This window comes from Streptomyces sp. CNZ301, from assembly GCF_004217425.1.
Genome location: NZ_SHLG01000001.1, coordinates 3,720,366 through 3,739,008 on the forward strand (window position 1 = coordinate 3,720,366; position 18,643 = coordinate 3,739,008).

General features: G+C 70.3%; 12 protein-coding genes. 6 read left to right on the top strand and 6 right to left on the bottom strand.

Annotation, left to right across the window (positions count from 1 at the left end):
- The first annotated feature begins 40 nt into the window (after positions 1–40).
- Both radA and disA read left to right on the top strand, forming a co-directional pair.
- Positions 41–1,462, top strand: coding sequence for a DNA repair protein RadA (gene radA / locus EV375_RS16080; RefSeq protein ID WP_130300040.1), 1,422 nt, complete (start codon positions 41–43; stop codon positions 1,460–1,462).
- Positions 1,463–1,532: 70 nt separating this feature from the next.
- Positions 1,533–2,660: a DNA integrity scanning diadenylate cyclase DisA gene (gene disA, locus EV375_RS16085; protein ID WP_130300041.1), complete on the top strand. Its 1,128-nt coding sequence runs from the start codon at positions 1,533–1,535 to the stop codon at positions 2,658–2,660.
- A 177-nt stretch (positions 2,661–2,837) separates the two neighbouring features.
- Here disA and EV375_RS16090 read toward each other — a convergent pair whose 3' ends face one another.
- Positions 2,838–3,695 (bottom strand): hypothetical protein, encoded by an 858-nt coding sequence (locus tag EV375_RS16090; RefSeq protein ID WP_130300042.1) that lies wholly within the window; start codon positions 3,693–3,695, stop codon positions 2,838–2,840.
- A 555-nt stretch (positions 3,696–4,250) separates the two neighbouring features.
- Between EV375_RS16090 and EV375_RS16095 the strand changes: the two genes are divergently transcribed.
- The gene (locus EV375_RS16095; protein WP_055488860.1) at positions 4,251–5,207 is read left to right on the top strand and encodes an HhH-GPD family protein; all 957 of its coding nucleotides are present in this window, start codon (positions 4,251–4,253) and stop codon (positions 5,205–5,207) included.
- Positions 5,208–5,306: 99 nt separating this feature from the next.
- Here the strand turns inward: EV375_RS16095 and EV375_RS16100 are convergent, their stop codons facing one another.
- The 3 genes from EV375_RS16100 to EV375_RS16110 form a co-directional block, all read right to left on the bottom strand.
- On the bottom strand, positions 5,307–5,786 hold the full coding sequence (locus tag EV375_RS16100) for a VOC family protein (RefSeq protein ID WP_130300043.1): 480 nt from the start codon (positions 5,784–5,786) through the stop codon (positions 5,307–5,309).
- A 77-nt stretch (positions 5,787–5,863) separates the two neighbouring features.
- On the bottom strand, positions 5,864–6,364 hold the full coding sequence (locus tag EV375_RS16105) for a helix-turn-helix transcriptional regulator (RefSeq protein WP_486588505.1): 501 nt from the start codon (positions 6,362–6,364) through the stop codon (positions 5,864–5,866).
- Positions 6,365–6,376: 12 nt separating this feature from the next.
- A complete protein-coding gene (locus EV375_RS16110) occupies positions 6,377–7,972 on the bottom strand; it encodes an MDR family MFS transporter (protein WP_130300044.1) in 1,596 nt (531 codons plus the stop codon).
- A 115-nt stretch (positions 7,973–8,087) separates the two neighbouring features.
- Between EV375_RS16110 and EV375_RS16115 the strand changes: the two genes are divergently transcribed.
- A complete protein-coding gene (locus tag EV375_RS16115) occupies positions 8,088–8,648 on the top strand; it encodes a TetR/AcrR family transcriptional regulator (protein WP_130300045.1) in 561 nt (186 codons plus the stop codon).
- Positions 8,649–8,835: 187 nt separating this feature from the next.
- Here EV375_RS16115 and EV375_RS16120 read toward each other — a convergent pair whose 3' ends face one another.
- Entirely contained in the window at positions 8,836–9,588 is a 753-nt protein-coding gene (locus EV375_RS16120) for a peptidoglycan DD-metalloendopeptidase family protein (RefSeq protein ID WP_130300046.1), read from the bottom strand.
- 453 nt (positions 9,589–10,041) lie between these two features.
- Here EV375_RS16120 and EV375_RS16125 point away from each other — a divergent pair, with 453 nt between their 5' ends.
- Together EV375_RS16125 and EV375_RS16130 are read left to right on the top strand one after the other, a co-directional pair.
- Positions 10,042–12,813: an NACHT N-terminal Helical domain 1-containing protein gene (locus EV375_RS16125; protein WP_130300047.1), complete on the top strand. Its 2,772-nt coding sequence runs from the start codon at positions 10,042–10,044 to the stop codon at positions 12,811–12,813.
- A gap of 162 nt (positions 12,814–12,975) precedes the next feature.
- Positions 12,976–15,660 carry an NACHT domain-containing protein gene (locus EV375_RS16130; RefSeq protein ID WP_130300048.1) on the top strand — a complete coding sequence of 895 codons (2,685 nt, stop codon included), beginning with the start codon at positions 12,976–12,978 and terminating at the stop codon, positions 15,658–15,660.
- Positions 15,661–15,721: 61 nt separating this feature from the next.
- Here EV375_RS16130 and EV375_RS16135 read toward each other — a convergent pair whose 3' ends face one another.
- Positions 15,722–18,250, bottom strand: coding sequence for an ATP-dependent Clp protease ATP-binding subunit (locus EV375_RS16135; RefSeq protein WP_055488853.1), 2,529 nt, complete (start codon positions 18,248–18,250; stop codon positions 15,722–15,724).
- Between the last annotated feature and the right edge of the window lie 393 nt (positions 18,251–18,643).

Here is an 18,643-nt window from a genome sequence, read left to right on the forward strand (position 1 = left end):
GGTTCCCGCGTTGTCAGCGCCCCCGTCTACGGTGACGAACATGGCTGCCCGCAAAACCTCCGCCAAGGACCGTCCCGCGTACCGCTGTTCGGAATGCGGCTGGCAGACGGCCAAGTGGCTCGGCCGCTGCCCCGAGTGTCACGCGTGGGGCACCGTCGACGAAGTGGGCGGCGCCCCCGCTGTGCGTACGACCGCCGCCGGCCGGGTGTCCGCCTCCGCGCTGCCCATCGGCCAGGTCGACAGCACGCAGGTCGCCGCGCGCGGCACCGGCGTCCCGGAGCTGGACCGGGTGCTCGGCGGAGGTCTGGTGCCCGGGGCGGTGGTCCTGGTCGCGGGCGAGCCCGGCGTCGGCAAGTCGACGCTGCTGCTCGACGTGGCGGCCAAGGCGTCCGACGAGACGCATCGCACGCTGTACGTCACGGGCGAGGAGTCGTCGGGCCAGGTGCGGCTGCGGGCCGACCGCATCGGGGCGATCGGCGACCATCTGTACCTCGCGGCGGAGACGGACCTCTCCGCCGTCCTCGCGCACCTGGACGAGGTGAAGCCCAGCCTGCTGATCATGGACTCGGTGCAGACCGTCGCGTCCCCCGAGATCGACGGCGCCGCGGGCGGAGTGGCCCAGGTGCGCGAGGTGGCCGCCGCCCTGATCCGCGCCTCGAAGGACCGCGGCATGTCCACGCTTCTCGTCGGCCACGTCACCAAGGACGGGTCCATCGCGGGGCCGCGCCTCCTTGAGCATCTCGTCGACGTAGTACTGCACTTCGAGGGCGACCGTCACGCGCGGCTGCGCCTGGTGCGCGGCGTGAAGAACCGGTACGGGACGACCGACGAAGTCGGCTGCTTCGAGCTGCACGACGAGGGCATCACCGGCCTCGCCGACCCGTCGGGGCTCTTCCTCACCCGGCGCGCCGAGCCGGTGCCGGGCACCTGCCTGACGGTGACCCTGGAAGGCCGCCGTCCCCTCGTCGCGGAGGTGCAGGCGCTCACGGTGGACAGCCAGATCCCCTCGCCCCGGCGCACGACGTCGGGCCTGGAGACCTCCCGCGTCTCGATGATGCTCGCGGTGCTGGAGCAGCGGGGAAGGATCAGCGCGCTCGGCAAGCGCGACATCTACAGCGCGACGGTCGGCGGCGTGAAGCTCTCCGAACCGGCCGCGGACCTGGCCGTCGCGCTCGCGCTGGCGAGCGCGGCCGGCGACACCCCGCTCCCGAAGAACCTCGTCGCCGTCGGCGAAGTCGGTCTCGCCGGTGAGGTGCGCAGGGTCACGGGCGTGCAGCGCAGGCTGGCCGAGGCCGCCCGTCTGGGCTTCACACACGCCCTCGTCCCGGTCGACCCCGGCAGGGTCCCCGACGGCATGCGGGTGCGCGAGGTCGCGGACATCGGTGAGGCGCTGGCCGTGCTGCCCGCCCGCTCCAGGGCGTCCGGCACGCTCCGGCCGGGTCCGGAGACGCCAGCGCAGTAGGGTGCGGCGCGCGCCGCCGGTAGACTTTGCCCCGGTCCCGCCCGTACGCACGAACGACCGAAGGAGTGCCGTGGCAGCCAATGACCGGGCAGCAGCTCCCGGCAGGACCGGTGGGGGAGGCTCCGGCGCCGAGGGCCTGATGCGCGCCACACTGAGCGCGGTGGCGCCCGGTACAGCCCTGCGCGACGGCCTTGAGCGGGTCCTGCGAGGCAACACCGGCGGACTCATCCTCCTCGGCATGGACAAGAACGTCGAGCCGCTGTGCACCGGCGGGTTCGTCCTCGATGTGGACTTCACCGCGACGCGCCTGCGCGAGCTGTGCAAGCTGGACGGCGCACTGATCATCGACCGGGACGTCACCAAGATCGTGCGGGCCGGCGTGCAGCTCGTGCCGGACGCCTCGATCCCGACGGAGGAGACGGGCACCCGGCACCGCACCGCGCAGCGGATCTCCATCCAGACGGGATACCCGGTGGTCTCGGTCAGCCAGTCGATGCGGCTGATCGCGCTGTACGTGGACGGGCAGCGGCGCGTGCTGGAGGACTCGGCGGCGATCCTCTCCCGCGCCAACCAGGCCCTCGCCACCCTGGAGCGCTACAAGCTGCGGCTCGACGAGGTCGCGGGCACGCTGTCCGCCCTCGAGATCGAGGACCTGGTGACGGTGCGCGACGTCTCCGCCGTCGCCCAGCGGCTGGAGATGGTGCGCCGCATCGCCACGGAAATCGCGGAGTACGTCGTGGAGTTGGGCACCGACGGGCGGCTTCTCTCCCTCCAGCTCGACGAGTTGATCGCGGGAGTCGAGCCGGAGCGCGAGCTTGTGGCCCGCGACTACGTGCCGGAGCCGAGCGGGCGCCGCTCCCGCACGGTCGGCGAGGCCCTCGGCGAACTGGACAGGCTCACACACTCCGAGCTGCTCGAACTGCCCACGGTGGCACGGGCACTGGGCTACAGCGGTGCTCCCGAGACACTGGACTCCGCCGTCTCGCCCCGCGGATTCCGGCTGCTGGCGAAGGTGCCGAGGCTGCCGGGGACGGTCATCGAGCGCCTCGTCGAACACTTCGGCGGTCTGCAGAAGCTGCTCGCGGCGAGCGTCGACGACCTCCAGACCGTCGACGGTGTCGGTGAGGCGCGGGCCCGTTCGGTGCGGGAAGGCCTCTCCAGGCTCGCGGAGTCCAGCATTCTGGAGCGGTACGTCTAAGCGCTGAGGCCGGAGAGGTTCACCGGCCCGCGACGTCCGGCACGGCAATGGGCGGCTGCCGAGGGCTGATTCGTCTGTCCTGCGCCAGGGCCCGTCCGCCCCTGGGAGCCGCGGCGCCCGCGCGCAGCCGCCAGGCGATCTGCCCCTGCCACCGGGCCGCCGTTCACGGGCGGTTCCCTATTTCAGTTCGAAGGAGGCGTCGAGCTCCTTCAGGCCCTTGACGTCGACCTCGATCTCGTAGTCACCGGGCTTCACCGAATCACTCGACGGCGTACCGCAGTTGACGGCGCTGGGCTCCCGGTACCACACGAAGGTGTGGATGGTGGTCCCGCTTCCCGGGACCTGGTAGAGCGCGGGCTCCTCGTCGCGTACGCAGTCGTCGGAGGCCCAGACCTTCTTGCCGCTCGCGCTCTTCACGGTGACGACCGACTCCTCGCGTCCCAGGTCGATCTTGCAGGCGGTGCCCCGCTTGTTCTTCACCGTCAGCTCGAACTCGGGCTTCTCCCCCGGCTCGTACTCCCTGTGCACGCTGCGCAGGGTCACCGTGACGCCGGAACCGCAGGCCGGAAGCTCGGCCCCGGCCGGTACGGCAGTGCCGCCGCCGGAGTCGCCCGAGCCGCCGCCGCTACCTGAACCGGAGCCGGAACCGGAACCGCCGCCTGCGCTGTCGCCGCCGGATGCGGAGGAGCCGCTGCCGCCGGGCCGCCAGCCCGAGCCGTCGTCCGCGCCACCGGATCCGCCGTCACCGTCGCCGCCCGAGGAGCCGCCCTGGGAGCCGGCGCCCTCGTCCGACTCGTCGCGTCCGCCGGGGCGTTCGGTGATCGCGGGACCGGAATCCGTCGGCCCGGGTGTGATGGTGCTGGCGGGCGGTTTGCCGTCGTCGCCCTTGCCCTCGTTGCTGCTGTCACCGCCGCCGAGGCCGAGCGCCCAGACCGTCAGCAGAACGAGCAGCGCGAGAATGGCAAGAGCAACTGCCCTTCTGCGCCAGTAGATGGAGGAAGGGAGGGGGCCGATCGGATTACGCAGTGATCCCACGCGGAAACCTTACGAGACAACGCGAGCCCCGAAGCCCGGTACCCGGCGCACGATGCGGCAACTTTTATGATGAACGCGCGGACCCTCCGTCCCTGAATTGCGAAACCGCTGCGCACACACCGCTCGCAGGACGAACTGACGGGACGTCAGCACAGACGTCTGCACACCCTGTGCAGGTTCCGTTCCGGAAGTCCCACGCCCGGCAGCGGCCCGGTGTCGCAGCCCGGCGTCGCGATCTCACCTGCTGCGCGGCCCACTTCGCGCGCTCCGCCGCCAACTCCCCGTCCTGGCGGGACGACGGCGCACACCAGGGCCCGTCGCCCGCATCTTCGTGACTCGGTTCGCGGCGTCGGATGCGGTGGAGCGCAAGGCGCAAACCCGTCCCCGTACGGGCCCCATGCCGAAGGCCCGGGGATGCCCCATGTAGCTTCGCGCGGGCCCGCCCGCGTAGATCCGAACGTCAGGCTCCGGGGTCTCACGACTCCGATGACCACTCCCGTCGCCTGTGCGTCGCGTTTCCCGGGCGGCTGCCCCCGTGTCAGGATCGGTCCTGCCATGACTGCGACCACCGAGACCGCTCCGCCCGAGCCCGAGCCCGGAGCCGAGTCGGCAGAGACCACCGGCTCCTTCGAGCAGACCGCCCGCGCCCTCCACTCCCCCGTCGTCGACTGGTTCGACGCGAACGCCCGAGACCTGCCCTGGCGCCGCCCCGAAGCGGGTGCGTGGGGGGTCATGGTCAGCGAGTTCATGCTGCAGCAGACTCCCGTGAACCGGGTGCTGCCGGTGTACGAGCAGTGGCTCAGCCGCTGGCCGCGCCCCGCCGACCTCGCCGCCGAACCCCCGGGCGAAGCCGTACGTGCCTGGGGCCGGCTCGGCTACCCGCGGCGCGCACTCCGCCTGCACGGCGCCGCGGCCGCCATAGCTGAACGGCACGGTGGCGACGTACCGCGCGAACACGCGCAGCTCCTGGCGCTGCCCGGCGTCGGTGAGTACACGGCCGCCGCCGTGGCGTCCTTCGCGTACGGGCAGCGGCACGCGGTCCTCGACACCAACGTCCGCCGCGTGTTCGCCCGTTCTGTCAGCGGCCGGCAGTACCCGCCGAACGCCACAACCGCCGCCGAGCGCAAGCTCGCCCGCGCGCTGCTCCCCGAGGACGAGGCGACGGCCGCCCGCTGGGCGGCGGCGACGATGGAACTCGGGGCGCTGGTGTGCACCGCACGCGCCCCCTCCTGCTCGCAGTGCCCGATCAGGCATCTCTGCGCGTGGCAGCTGGCGGGTGCCCCCGAACACGTGGACCCGCCGCGTCGCACGCAGACCTACGCCGGGACGGACCGGCAGGTGCGCGGGAAACTGCTGGCCGTGCTGCGCGAGGCGGTGACGCCCGTTCCGCAGGCCACCCTGGACCGCGTGTGGAACGACTCCGTCCAGCGGGCACGGGCCCTGGACGGGCTGGTGGCCGACGGTCTCGTCGAGCCGCTGCCGGGCGGCGTCTACCGGCTGCCCCTCACCTGACCCCGACGACCTCGACGGCGCCGCCGATGCCCCGGGCTCGGCGGCGCCGTCGGCTGTCTCCTCCGGGTTCCCTCCCAGGGGCTGTCCGGCGGACAGACCCTAACGCTCCTGGGCGTCGCCCTCGGCGTCCTCGACGCAGCCGCTCCAGGGCTTGCTCATGTCGAGCTCGTCCTGCTCCCACTGCTGAGTGAGCGAGTACCAGTTGCCGGAGGGGTCGCGGAAGAGCGCTTCGATGCCGTACGGGCGCTCCTGCGGCTCCTGGACGAACTCGACGCCCTTCGCCTTCAGCTCCGCGTACGTCGCGCGGCAGTCGTCCGTGGCGAAGACGCCCGCCCCCAGCGCTCCCTTGTGCACCAGCGTCTCCACCGCCTTCTGCGACTCCGGGTCCAGGCCGGGCCCGTCCGGACGCATCAGCGTGAGCTGGACGTCGGGCTGGCCGGGCGGGCTGACGGTGACCCAGCGCATGTCGCCCATATGCAGGTCCGTACGTTCGGTGAAGCCGAGGGTCTCGACGAAGAACTTCTTGTCCCGTTCCTGGTCGGTGGTCCAGACGGTGACGATGGCCAGGCTCTTGATCACGGCGTGCTCCGGATTGTTCGCGGTGGACGGGAAACCAGCCGCGGGAGCGCGCTGCTCCCGGCTGCCCATTCACCGTCTCAGAGCGGCCTGTCCAGCGCTTCTTCGTTGTTGCGCTCCTCGGGCCCGTGCTCCTCGGGCCCGCCCTGGCCGGGCTCCCGCGCGGGGCGCGGGCGCTCCTTGAAGCCGCCGGTGAAGAGCATCGCGTAGCAGCCCGGGATCATCGCCGCCGCCCGGCGTCCGTGCTGCCTGCGGTAGTCGCTCGGGCAGGTGCCGGTCTGCTGCTTGAAGCGCGCGGAGAAGGTGCCGAGGCTGGTGAAGCCCACCGCCATGCAGATCTCCGTCACGGACAGGTTCGCCGAGCGCAGCAGCTCCTCCGCCCGCTCGATGCGGCGGCGGCTGAGGTACTGGCCCGGCGACTCCCCGTACGTGGCCTTGAAGGCCCGGACGAAGTGATAGCGCGAGTAACCGGCACGGGCCGCGACGGCGTCCAGGTCGAGACCGGGATCGGACCACTCGCGGTCCATTGCGTCCTTGGCGATGCGCATGGCGCGCAGGCGCGCCATGCCCGGCGTGTTCATGCGTTCAGGCTGTCACACGGGACTGACAGTGCCCTCCGGCTCCGGGGACGCTTCCGCCGCGTCCTTCTCCGGCGGCTCGCCGCCCTTGAGCGGGACCTCCTTGATGAACCAGGTGGCGACGAAGATGAGCAGCGCCATCACGGCGGCCATCAGGAAAACGGTGTGTGTTCCGTCGGCGACCGCGTGCTCGTACGCCTCCCGCACCGGCGCCGGCAGTTTCTCCAGCGACGCCGCGTCCAGCTGCGCCGGTGAACCGCTTCCGCCGCCGGGTCCGCCTCCGGCGGCGCCCGCCCGTTCGGTCATGCTCTCCCGGACGCGGTCGGCGAAGAGGGTGCCCATCAGGGCGACGCCGAAGGAGCCGCCGATCGTGCGGAAGAGCGTGGTCGTCGACGAGGCGACGCCCATGTCCTTCAGCTCGACGCTGTTCTGCGCGATGAGCATCGTCAGCTGCATCAGGAAGCCCATGCCTGCGCCGAGGACCATCATGTAGAGCGCGGAGGTGGTCCGGCTCGTACCGACGTCCAGCTGCGCGAGCAGGAAGAGCCCGACGGGGATGAGCGCGCCGCCGATCACCGGATACGCACGGTACTTGCCGGTGCGCGTGGTGGCGCGGCCCGTGGTGACGGAGACGACCATCATCGGCAGCAGCACGGGCAGGAGCAGCAGCCCGGAGTTCGTCGCCGAGGCGCCCTGGACGCTCTGCTGGTAGAGCGGCAGGAACGTCATGGCTCCGAACATCACGAAGCCCAGCAGGAATCCGACCAGCGACATCAGCGAGAAGTTGCGGCTGCGGAAGATGCCGAGCGGAAGGACGGGCTCCGTGGCCCGCCGCTCCACGAGAAGGAAGGAGACGACCGCGGCGACGGCCAGTACGGAGAGACCGATGATCATGGGCGAGGACCAGTCGTACTCCGTGCCGCCCCAGCTCGTGACCAGGACCGCGGAGGTGATCCCCGTGGTGAGCAGTACCGCCCCGGTGTAGTCGATGCTGCCCTCCGCACGCCTTCTGGGCAGGTGCAGCAGGGAGACGACCATGGCGAGCGCGATGCCGCCCAGGGGGACGTTGATGTAGAAGGCCCAGCGCCAGCCGAGGTGATCGGTGAGGGAGCCGCCGACGAGCGGCCCGCCGATCATGGCGAGCGACATCACTCCGGCCATCATGCCCATGTACTTGCCGCGTTCGCGGGGCGGCACCAGCTCGCCCATGATGGCCATCGCGCCGACCATGAGACCGCCGGCGCCGAGGCCCTGGAGCGCGCGGAAGCCGATGAGCTGGGCCATCGTCTGCGCGGCGCCCGAGGCGACGGAACCGGCCAGGAAGACCACGATCGAGGTCAGGAAGACGCCCTTGCGGCCGTACATGTCGCCGATCTTTCCCCAGAGCGGCGTCGAGGCGGCTGTGGTGAGGGTGTAGGCGGTGACGACCCAGGAGAGGTGTTCCAGCCCGCCGAGTTCGCCGACGATCGTGGGCATCGCGGTGCCGACGATCATGTTGTCGAGCATGGCCAGCATCACGGCGATCATCAGCGCGAACACGGACATCCGTACGCTGCGGCCGGGCCCGCCGCCGGCCTTCTCGGCCGGGTATCTCGCTGTTTCCGTGCTCATCCCGCTCCCCCACTCCACTTACTTGACGCCCGGCTAGTTCAGTACCATGAGCAAGTTAGGACGGCAGCTAGCCGGGCGTCAAGCAAGTTTGTCCGGAGACGAAGGACCGAGGCTCATGACCAGGGGCAACACGCGGCAGCGCATTCAGGACGTCGCCCTGGAGCTCTTCGCGGAACAGGGATACGAGAAGACTTCACTCCGGGAGATCGCCGAGCACCTCGGCGTCACCAAGGCCGCGCTCTACTACCACTTCAGAACCAAGGAAGACATCGTCATCAGCCTCTTCGAGGACCTGGTCCGGCCCTGCGACGAGCTGATCGCCTGGGCCGGCGAGCAGCCCCCCGTCCTGGAGACGAAGCTCGAGGTGCTGCGGCGTTACAGCGAAGTCCTGGACCAGGCCGCCCCTCTCTTCCGCTTCATGCACGAGAACCAGGCGACGATGCGGGAGCTGAGCATCGGCGAGTCCTTCAAGGACCGTGTACTGAAGCTGATCGCCCTCCTCCGGTTGCCGGAGGCGGGGCTGCGCGACCAAGTGCGCTGTTCCGCCGCGCTGTTCACGATGCACGCCGGGATGTTCACGCTGCAGAGCATCGAGGGCGACGCCGAGGAGAAGCGTCAAGCCGTCCTCGAAGTCGCCCAGGAGATGCTGACCACGGCGCACGAGGGGCGTGGCTGAACGTACCGGCGCGTCCACCGGCGCCTTGCCGGCGGTGCGGCCGGACGGAGGGACCCGCCCGTGCCTCACACGGACCGCCCGGCGCGGTCCCCGTCCCATGGGTGAACCGCGCCGGGCGGAGCGGCGCCGGCCGGGACGGTCCGGAGCGCATCGGGCTGCCGGACCATGACCCGTTACCGGCAGGTCATCAGAGCTTGACGCCGTGCGAGCTCAGGACCTTGACCGGCTCCTTGCCGGATCCGTAGTCGGGCGTGCTGCGGATCTCGAAGTGCAGATGCGGACCGGACGAGTTGCCGGTCGAGCCCGAAAGGCCGATCTTCTGGCCGGTCTTCACCTGCTGACCGGGCTTCACGCTCACCTTCGAGAGGTGGGCGTACTGGGAGTAGGTGCCGTTCTTGTGCTTGATGACGATGGCGTTGCCGTACGAGGAGCCGTCACCGGCGCCGCCCGGGCCCGCCTTGACGACGGTGCCGCTGTGTACGGCCTTGACCGGGGTGCCGGTCGGCACCGCGAAGTCCTGGCCGGAGTGCTTGCTGGCCCATCGGCCGCCGCTGTTGCCGAAGCCGGCACTCAGCTCGTAGTCGCCGGAAACGGGCTTGGTCCAGGAGTTCGCCTTCTTCTTCGCGGGGCTCTTGCGGTCGGCGGACCGTGAACTCCGGTCGTCCTTCCGGTCCTTCTCGCGCTCCTTGGCCCTCTCTTCGGCCCTCTCCTTGGCCTTCTCCTTGGCCACGGCCTCCTTGTGCTGCTGATCGGCCTGTGCACGCGCGGAGTCGGCCAGCTGCGACGCGGTTTTCGACGCGAAGACGTCGCTCAGCCCGTCCGGGTGGGCGGCGACAGCCGAGCCCGCACCCAGGACCACCGATGCGCCGAGTCCCGCCGCTATCACGGCGACACGCTTGCGGCCACGGGGGTTGTGCGCGTTCTTGGGCGTCTTCGACATACGGGTACTACCTCCGGAATGGCTTGGGGAGCCCCGAGGCGTGGGTTCTCGGGGGACAAATCATTGGTAACCCGCCCGATCTGGGATACCAAAGAGCGTTATTACTAATAAGGCCGGTAAGGACAGAGAGGACAGCAAGGCACTCTTAAGGAGTATTCGGACAGCGGCCATGCGGCCGTCCCCCGTCGAACCGCTCTGTGCGGCACCGCAGCGGGGGCACGCGGAAGAGCGGAACTCGGCTCCGCGGCGCTCCTAACGCCGCTCGTACACGCCGGTGCAGCTGTGCGTCACCTCACGCCGAGCCCCCCTGCGCGGCCGGATCACAGGGCCCGCGAGTGACCCACGTCGCACAACCGTGTGTGCACAGGGGAACGGGATGCGTGCACCCCGCCGCCTCCCGGCGACTCCTCAACTCCCGCGCCGCAGGCCCTTTCCGTCCCATACGATCCGCACATGGAGCCCGTCACGATCGCCACGCGCATCGCGTCCTCCGCGGTAGCACCGATCGTCAAGAAGCTGTTCGTGCAGGAAGGCCCGGGAGCGGGACTGACCGACCGGCCTGTCCGTGTCTCCTCGCTCGTCTCCTTCAGAGGCGAGAAACGCACCCTCGAGGAAGGTGACCTGCGCAAGCTGGCGGCCGAGTTGACTGAGCGTGCCTCTCACGCGTCCGGCCCGTACGAGGGCCCCGGCGAAGAGACCCGGCGCGAACTGGCCGACGCGCTTGCGGCCGCTCTGCACAGCCTCGGCGACCTGGACATGGACGATGTGCAGGCGGTTCGTCTCGGACCGCAGGGCCTGGCACGGCGGCTCACCGCTCCGCCGTCGCTCTCGGCCGACGCCGACGCGTACTTCGGACCGCTGCTGCACACGGCCTGCCTGCACATCCTGGACTTCTTCACCCGGCGCTCGACGTTCATCCCGCGCACGCTCGCCGAGCAGACTCAGCAGCTCGACCGCCTCATCGACACGGCCGACCTCCTCCTCGAACGCGTCCCGGCACGCTCGGCGGAGGACGCCCGCTTCGAGCAGCGGTACGCGGAGCACATCGCCCGCAGGCACGGCGAACTGACCATCTGCGGGCTCGACTTCGGCCACCACCGCGAGTGGCGCCTCGACGCCGCCTACATACCGCTCGAAGTCACGGAGGACACGCCGGACGAACAGGACGGCACCCAGCAGGCACCGGACACACCGCAGGCACACGGCACATCGCAGGCGCAGCAGGACGCGGCACAGCCGGGCGCGGCACAGCAGGACGCGGCACAGCCGCCCCGGCGCGCGCGGGGTCAGGAGCAGGCCCTGCGTTCGGGGGCTCCGCTGGCGGCCGATCGCATCCTGGCCGGTCATGACCGGGTGCTGCTGCGCGGCGGCGCCGGCTCCGGCAAGACGACGCTGATGCAGTGGCTGGCGGTGACTGCCGCCCGTCAGGCGTACGACGAGCAGACGACGCACCTGCTGGGCCGCGTCCCCTTCGTACTGCCGCTGCGCCGCATCGCGCACGAGGGCCTGCCCGCACCGGACCGCTTCCTGCACGCGGTGCGCAGCAACCTCGCCGGCGCGCAGCCCGACGGATGGGCCCTGCGGGTGCTGACCGCGGGGCGGGCGCTCCTCCTGATCGACGGCGTCGACGAGGTACCGGCGGACCGGAGGGAGGAGACCCGGCGCTGGCTGCGGGAGCTGACCGGCGATTTTCCGGGCAACCTCTGGCTGGTCACCTCGCGTCCGTCCGCCGCACCCGAGAACTGGCTGGCCGGGCAGGGCTTCACGGAGCTGTCGCTCTCGCCGATGTCGCGTCACGACGTCGTCGCGTTCATCAGCCGCTGGCACAGCGCCGCCGAGGCCGAGCCGGGACATGCCGAAGCCCTCGTCTCCGCCGTCCGCACCAACCCCGACCTGGGACGTCTCGCCGTCAACCCGCTGATGTGCGGTCTGTTGTGCGCCCTCAGCCGCGAACGCTGCGGGAACCTCCCCTACGGCCGCAGGGACCTGTACGACGCGGCGCTCTCGATGCTGCTGGAGCACCGCGACCGCGAGCGTTCCGTTCCGGTGCCGGACAGGCTGCACCTGACGAAGGACGCACAGTTGCTGCTGCTGCAGCGGCTGGCGCACTGGATGATCCGCAACGGCCGCACGGAGATGGACGAGGAGGACGCCGTCGCCCAACTCGGCCGCTCCACAAGGCTGGTGGGGCCGGTCGAGGCCACGCCCCGGGAAATCCTCAGGCACCTGCTGGACCGCTCGGGGGTGCTTCGCGAACCGGCCGAGGGACGAGTCGACTTCGTCCACCGCACCTTCCAGGACGCTCTGGGCGCCAAGGCCGCCGTCGAGGAGGGCGACTTCCCGCTGCTGCTCGACAACGCCCACAAGGACGACTGGGAAGACGTGATCCGCATGGCGGTCGCCTACGCGCAGCCCCGGGAGCGGGACCGGCTGCTGCGCGGGCTCGTCGCGCGGGTGCCGGACGAGGACGAGGACGGGACCGCGGGTGCGGGTGGGACCCCGGGTGCGGGCGGGACCCCGGGCGCGGGCGAGGACCCGCAGCAGGGCAGCGTACGGAATCTGCTGCTGGCCGCGGCCTGCCTCGAGCACGCGACCGACCTGCATCCGGCGGTGCGCGAGGAGGTCACCGCGAAGACCTCGCGGCTCTTCCCGCCGAGGAGCATGGCCGCGGCCCGTCATGTCGCCGACATCGGCGGGCCGATGCTGCTGGGGCTGCTCCCCGGGCCGGAGGGCCTCACTGACGCCGAGGCCGCCTGTGCGGTCGTGGCCGCCTCCCGCACGGGTACGGACGCGGCGCTTCCGGTGCTCGCCCGGTTCCGCGACCATCCGTCGCTCGGCCTGAGGCGGCAACTGGTGTGGGCGTGGCACCGGTTCGACACGGACGAGTACGCACGCGAGATCATCGCTCACCTCGACGAGTCGGATCTCTACTTCACCGCGCACCACACCGCCCATCTGGCCGCCCTGCGTGCCATGGGCGGCCGTGCACGCATCCAGATCGCCGGCACGTACCACCCGGACCAGCTGATCGAACACCTCGACCCTGGCCGGCTGACGCACCTCTGGCTGCGCGACGGCTACGCACGTCACGGTGGCCAGGAGTGGCTGTCGGCCTTCCCGCGTCTGCACACGCTCGTCGTCCCCGCAGCGACACCGCGGGAGATGGCAACTCTCCCCGCACGTCTGAGAGTTGTGCAGGAAAGCGACGTGTTCTCCGCCGGCTGACGCCCGGCCGTTCCCGGACCGTGGCCGTTCCCGGCCCGTCCGAATAGGCTGGCCACGCAACGTGATCTGACGCACACCCGCCCGCTTCGCCCGCCGGACAGGCCCTAGCGCATTCCGACCGCCGACAAGAAGCCCTGAGCCCTGCCGGGAGTTCCCGTATCCATGGATCAACCCGTCGTACGCCTCGCGTCCTCCGTCGTCGATCCGCTCATCAGCCCTCTGCTCGTACCGGGTCCGGTCGCCGGGGCCGCTCCGGCGTACGGCTCGGGGCTGCTCATGGCCCGTCTCGTCGCCTTCCGCGGCGAGGAACCCACGTTGGGCTGGAGTGAACTGTCCGAAGTGGCCGCCGAGTTGGTACGGCTGGGGGTGCAGGCCACCGGGCAGGGACCGGCCGCGCACGAGGAATCGGGCGTCGCGGCGCGCCTCGCGGGCTCGCTGTGGGCGATCGGCGACCTGGACACCACCGACGCGGACGCCGTGCGGCTGGGGCCGTACGCATACGCGAGGCGCCTGCACTCCGCCGTACGGCAGCACGATCCCGAACTGTCCGCCGAGGCGGCCTGGTTCTTCGAGGATCTGCTGGCGGCCGTCTGCCTCCACCTCCTCCATCACATCGTCGAGCGTTCCCCCTCGCTCTGCACGTCGCTTCCCGACCAGTGCGACCACGTGCGCGAACTCGTGGAACGCGAGGACAGGGAGGCGCTGGCCGCGCAGGCGGCCCGGCCCGCCGCGGAGGACGCCGAGTTCGAGCAGCGGTATCTGCGGCACATCGCGGAGCAGTACAACCGCGTCACGATCTACGGGATCGACCTTCCCAACCCCGACGCACCCGACCACTGGCCCCTCGACGCCACCTACCTCAACCTCTCCGCGGAGTTCGGCAGCGAGGACGACACCGACGAGGCCACGGCGGACGGACATGGTTCCTCCGCGCAGGGCGCCCAGCGGGACGACGACGAGGACGACGCCACGGGCTCAGGTACCGCTGCCGGAGGCGCCGCCCCCGTCATGACCGCGGACCGCGCCCTGGCCAGGCACAAGCGCGTGCTGCTGCGCGGAGTGGCGGGCTCGGGCAAGACGACCCTCATTCAATGGCTGGCCGTCTCCACGGCACGCGCCGCCCTCCCCGAGGAGCTGCAGACACTGCACGGCCGCATACCTTTCGTGCTCCCCGTGCGCCGCTTCGCCGACGAAGGGTTCCCCGCGCCGGCCGAGTTCCTGTCGTCGGTGCGCCATCCGCTCGCCGCGAAGGCACCGGAGGGCTGGGTCGAACGCGTACTGGCCGCGGAGCGGGGCCTGCTTCTCGTCGACGGCATCGACGAGGCACCGGAGCCCCAACGCGAGGCGGTCCACGCTCAGTTGCGTCCCCTGCTGCAGAGGTACTCCGGCAACCTCTGCCTCGTCACCTCGCGTCCGCCGGCCGTGGACACGGACTGGCTGGCCGAGGACGGCTTCACGGAAATCACTCTCGCCCCCATGAACCGCGACCAGGTCGCGGCCTTCATCACCGCCTGGCACACCGCGGCCGGTACGGACGAGGGCAGGGACCACGCCCGTCTGAACGACTACAAGGACATGCTGCTGCGGTCCATCCCGCTCTTCCGCGAACTGCGCGTGCTCGCCACCAACCCGCTGATGTGCGGCCTGATCTGCGCCTTGAACCGCGACAGGTCGGGCTCCCTGCCGAAGGGCCGCCGCGAGCTGTACGACGCGGCGATGAGAATGCTGCTGGAGCGCCGCGACCCCGAACGGCGCGTGAAGGCGGACACGATCGACCTGCCACGAGCGCCCCGCGAGGCCCTGCTGCGCAAGCTCGCCTTCCGCATGCTGACCGGCAAACGCACCGTGCTCGACCACGCGGACGCGCTGCGGGAAATCGCGCACCACCTCCCGGCCATTCCCAAGGTCTCAGGCGAGGGAAGCCCCGAGCAGATCTTCGACCACCTGCTGGAGCGCACCGGACTGCTTCGTGAACAGGCCGACAGATCCGTGGAGTTCGTGCACCGCACGGTCCAGGACCACCTCGCTGCGAAGGAAGCGGTGGAACAGGGCAAGCTCGACCTGCTGCTGGAGCACGCACACGAACCGGAGTGGGAGGAAGTGTTCCGCATGGCGGTCGCCCACGCCCGCCCCGGCGAGTGCGCGACGCTGCTGCAGGGGCTGCTCGCCCCCGGAGCGCTCGGGATGAAGCGGAAGCGGCGGCGGCTCATGGCGGCCGCATGCCTGGAGTACGTCACCGAGCTGGACCCGGAGACCCATGCCCGCGTGCGCCGCGAAACGCAGAACATGGTCTCGCCCCCCGACGACCGCGCGGCCCGCGGACTCGGCTGGGTGGGACCGATCGTGCTGGAGATGATCCCCGATCCCGCGTCGGTCACCGACGAGAAGGCATACCGGCTCGCCCTCACCGTGACACGGATCGAGGACGACGCCGCCGTCGACTACCTGGCCCGGATGCGGCACCGCAAGTCGCTGAAGGTACGCACCGAACTCGCCCGCGGCTGGCGGAACTTCGAGACCGAGCGGTACGCGGCGGAAGTCATCCGGCACCTCGACCCGGAAGGGCTCTTCTTCCCCGTCGCGGACCGGGCCGAGCTGCGGGAGTTACGGAAGCTGGGCGGCAGGGAGCGGGTGAAGATCGTCGGCCGTTTCAGCCCCGGTGAACTGCTGGACGGCCTCGTGGCCGACCGGCTCACACACCTGTGGATCGCCTACGACCTGGGCGCAGGCATGAAGACGGAGTGGCTGAGCTCATTCCCGTCGCTGACGACGCTGCGCGTGGACCCGCGCCTTCCGCCGGTGACGGGGGTGCCCGAGGGCATACGCGTCATCGAGCACCCCGCCTGAACGACCGAGAAGTCCCCCGCCACTCGGTGACGGGGGACTTCTCGGTCGCTACGGCCTGGCCTCAGGCCTCCTTGGAGAGGTTGGGGCCACCGCCCGCCGCCGACTCCACCGGAGGTGCGTCGGGCAGGGCGGCCTTCTCCTCGCCGCGGAAGGTGAACTTCTTGTCCTCGTCGGTCTCACCCTCGGTGTCCACGACCACGATGTGACCCGGACGCAGCTCACCGAAGAGGATCTTCTCGGACAGCTGGTCCTCGATCTCGCGCTGGATCGTCCGGCGCAGCGGCCGGGCGCCCATCACCGGGTCGTAGCCCCGCTTCGCGAGCAGCTCCTTGGCGTCCGTGCTCAGCTCCAGACCCATGTCACGGTCCTTGAGCCGCTCGTCCACCATCGCGAGCATCAGGTCGACGATGCGGATGATGTCGTCCTGGGTGAGCTGGTGGAAGACCACCGTGTCGTCGACACGGTTGAGGAACTCCGGGCGGAAGTGCTGCTTCAGCTCGTCGTTGACCTTGGCCTTCATCCGGTCGTAGCCGGCACTGACGTCACCCTGGCCGGCGAAGCCCAGGTTGAACCCCTTGGAGATGTCCCGGGTGCCGAGGTTGGTCGTCATGATGATGACCGTGTTCTTGAAGTCGACGACCCGGCCCTGGGAGTCGGTCAGGCGGCCGTCCTCCAGGATCTGCAGCAGGGAGTTGAAGATGTCCGCGTGCGCCTTCTCGACCTCGTCGAAGAGGACCACGGAGAACGGCTTGCGGCGGACCTTCTCGGTCAGCTGACCGCCCTCTTCGTACCCCACGTATCCGGGAGGCGAGCCGAACAGCCGGGAGACGGTGTGCTTCTCGCTGAACTCCGACATGTCGAGGGAGATCAGCGCCTCCTCGTCGCCGAAGAGGAACTCGGCGAGCGTCTTGGACAGCTCCGTCTTACCGACGCCGGACGGGCCCGCGAAGATGAACGAACCACCGGGGCGCTTCGGGTCCTTCAGGCCGGCGCGCGTACGCCGGATCGCCTGGGAGAGCGCCTTGATGGCGTCCTCCTGCCCGATGACGCGCTTGTGCAGCTCGTCCTCCATGCGCAGCAGACGCGAGGACTCCTCCTCGGTGAGCTTGAAGACCGGGATGCCCGTGGCCGTGGCCAGGACCTCCGCGATCAGCTCCTCGTCCACCTCGGCGACGACGTCCATGTCGCCGGCCTTCCACTCCTTCTCCCGCTTGGCCTTCTGGGCCAGCAGCTGCTTCTCCGTGTCACGGAGAGAGGCCGCCTTCTCGAAGTCCTGCGAGTCGATCGCGGACTCCTTGTCACGGCGCACGTTCGCGATCTTCTCGTCGAACTCGCGCAGGTCCGGCGGCGCCGTCATCCGGCGGATCCGCATGCGGGAGCCGGCCTCGTCGATCAGGTCGATCGCCTTGTCCGGCAGGAACCGGTCGGAGATGTAGCGGTCGGCGAGCGTGGCGGCGCCGACCAGGGCGGCATCCGTGATGGAGACGCGGTGGTGCGCCTCGTACCGGTCGCGCAGGCCCTTGAGGATCTCGATGGTGTGCGGCAGCGACGGTTCGGCGACCTGGATCGGCTGGAAGCGGCGCTCCAGGGCCGCGTCCTTCTCCAGGTGCTTGCGGTACTCGTCGAGAGTCGTGGCACCGATCGTCTGCAGCTCACCGCGGGCCAGCATCGGCTTGAGGATGCTGGCGGCGTCGATCGCGCCCTCGGCGGCACCCGCACCGACCAGCGTGTGCAGCTCGTCGATGAACAGGATGATGTCGCCGCGGGTGCGGATCTCCTTGAGCACCTTCTTCAGGCGCTCCTCGAAGTCACCGCGGTAGCGGGAGCCGGCGACCAGGGCGCCCAGGTCGAGGGTGTAGAGGTGCTTGTCCTTGAGGGTCTCGGGCACCTCGCCCTTGACGATGGCCTGCGCCAGGCCCTCGACGACGGCGGTCTTGCCGACGCCGGGCTCGCCGATGAGCACCGGGTTGTTCTTCGTACGGCGCGAGAGCACCTGCATGACCCGCTCGATCTCCTTCTCGCGCCCGATGACCGGGTCGAGCTTGGATTCGCGGGCGGCCTGCGTGAGGTTGCGGCCGAACTGGTCCAGGACGAGGGAGGTCGAGGGCGTGCCCTCGGCGGGGCCGCCTGCGGTGGCCGCCTCCTTGCCGCCGGAGTAGCCGGAGAGCAGCTGGATGACCTGCTGCCGCACCCGGTTCAGATCGGCGCCCAGCTTCACGAGGACCTGGGCGGCGACACCCTCGCCCTCGCGGATCAGGCCGAGCAGGATGTGCTCCGTGCCGATGTAGTTGTGGCCGAGCTGAAGGGCTTCGCGGAGCGACAGCTCCAGCACCTTCTTCGCACGGGGCGTGAAGGGGATGTGGCCCGAGGGCGCCTGCTGGCCCTGGCCGATGATCTCCTCCACCTGCTGACGGACCGCCTCGAGCGAAATCCCGAGGCTCTCCAGTGCCTTAGCGGCGACACCCTCACCCTCGTGGATCAGGCCCAGGAGGATGTGCTCGGTGCCGATGTAGTTGTGGTTGAGCATCCGGGCTTCTTCCTGAGCCAGGACGACAACCCGCCGCGCGCGGTCGGTGAACCTCTCGAACATCGTTAATCGCTCCTCAGAGCGGTCAGGCAGTAAGGGGACGCTCCCCTCTCTGTCCTTCCGCAGCTTAGTCCCGCAAGCGGGGACCGCTCATTCCATCTGCCGACTCCGGCCCGGCTGCGCCGACGGCCGGCCACGCTCCCGAGGGAAGCACAGTCGGGCCTCCTTCCCCGAACAGTCGACACCAGTACCAACCCGATGGTGCGAGACGATGTTCCCGCAGGCCAGGCGTATCCACCCTGATTCACTACGCCCATGGCGAACGGCTCTTGGCCGAATGGCTCCCGGCTCACCGTCATCGCTCTCCGCACCCCCGTGTCACCAGGTCTTTGTGCTGCTGTCCGGCCTGCAGCAGGCGGGACCGACCTCAGAGCCTTCTTACCCGCTCGTACTGAC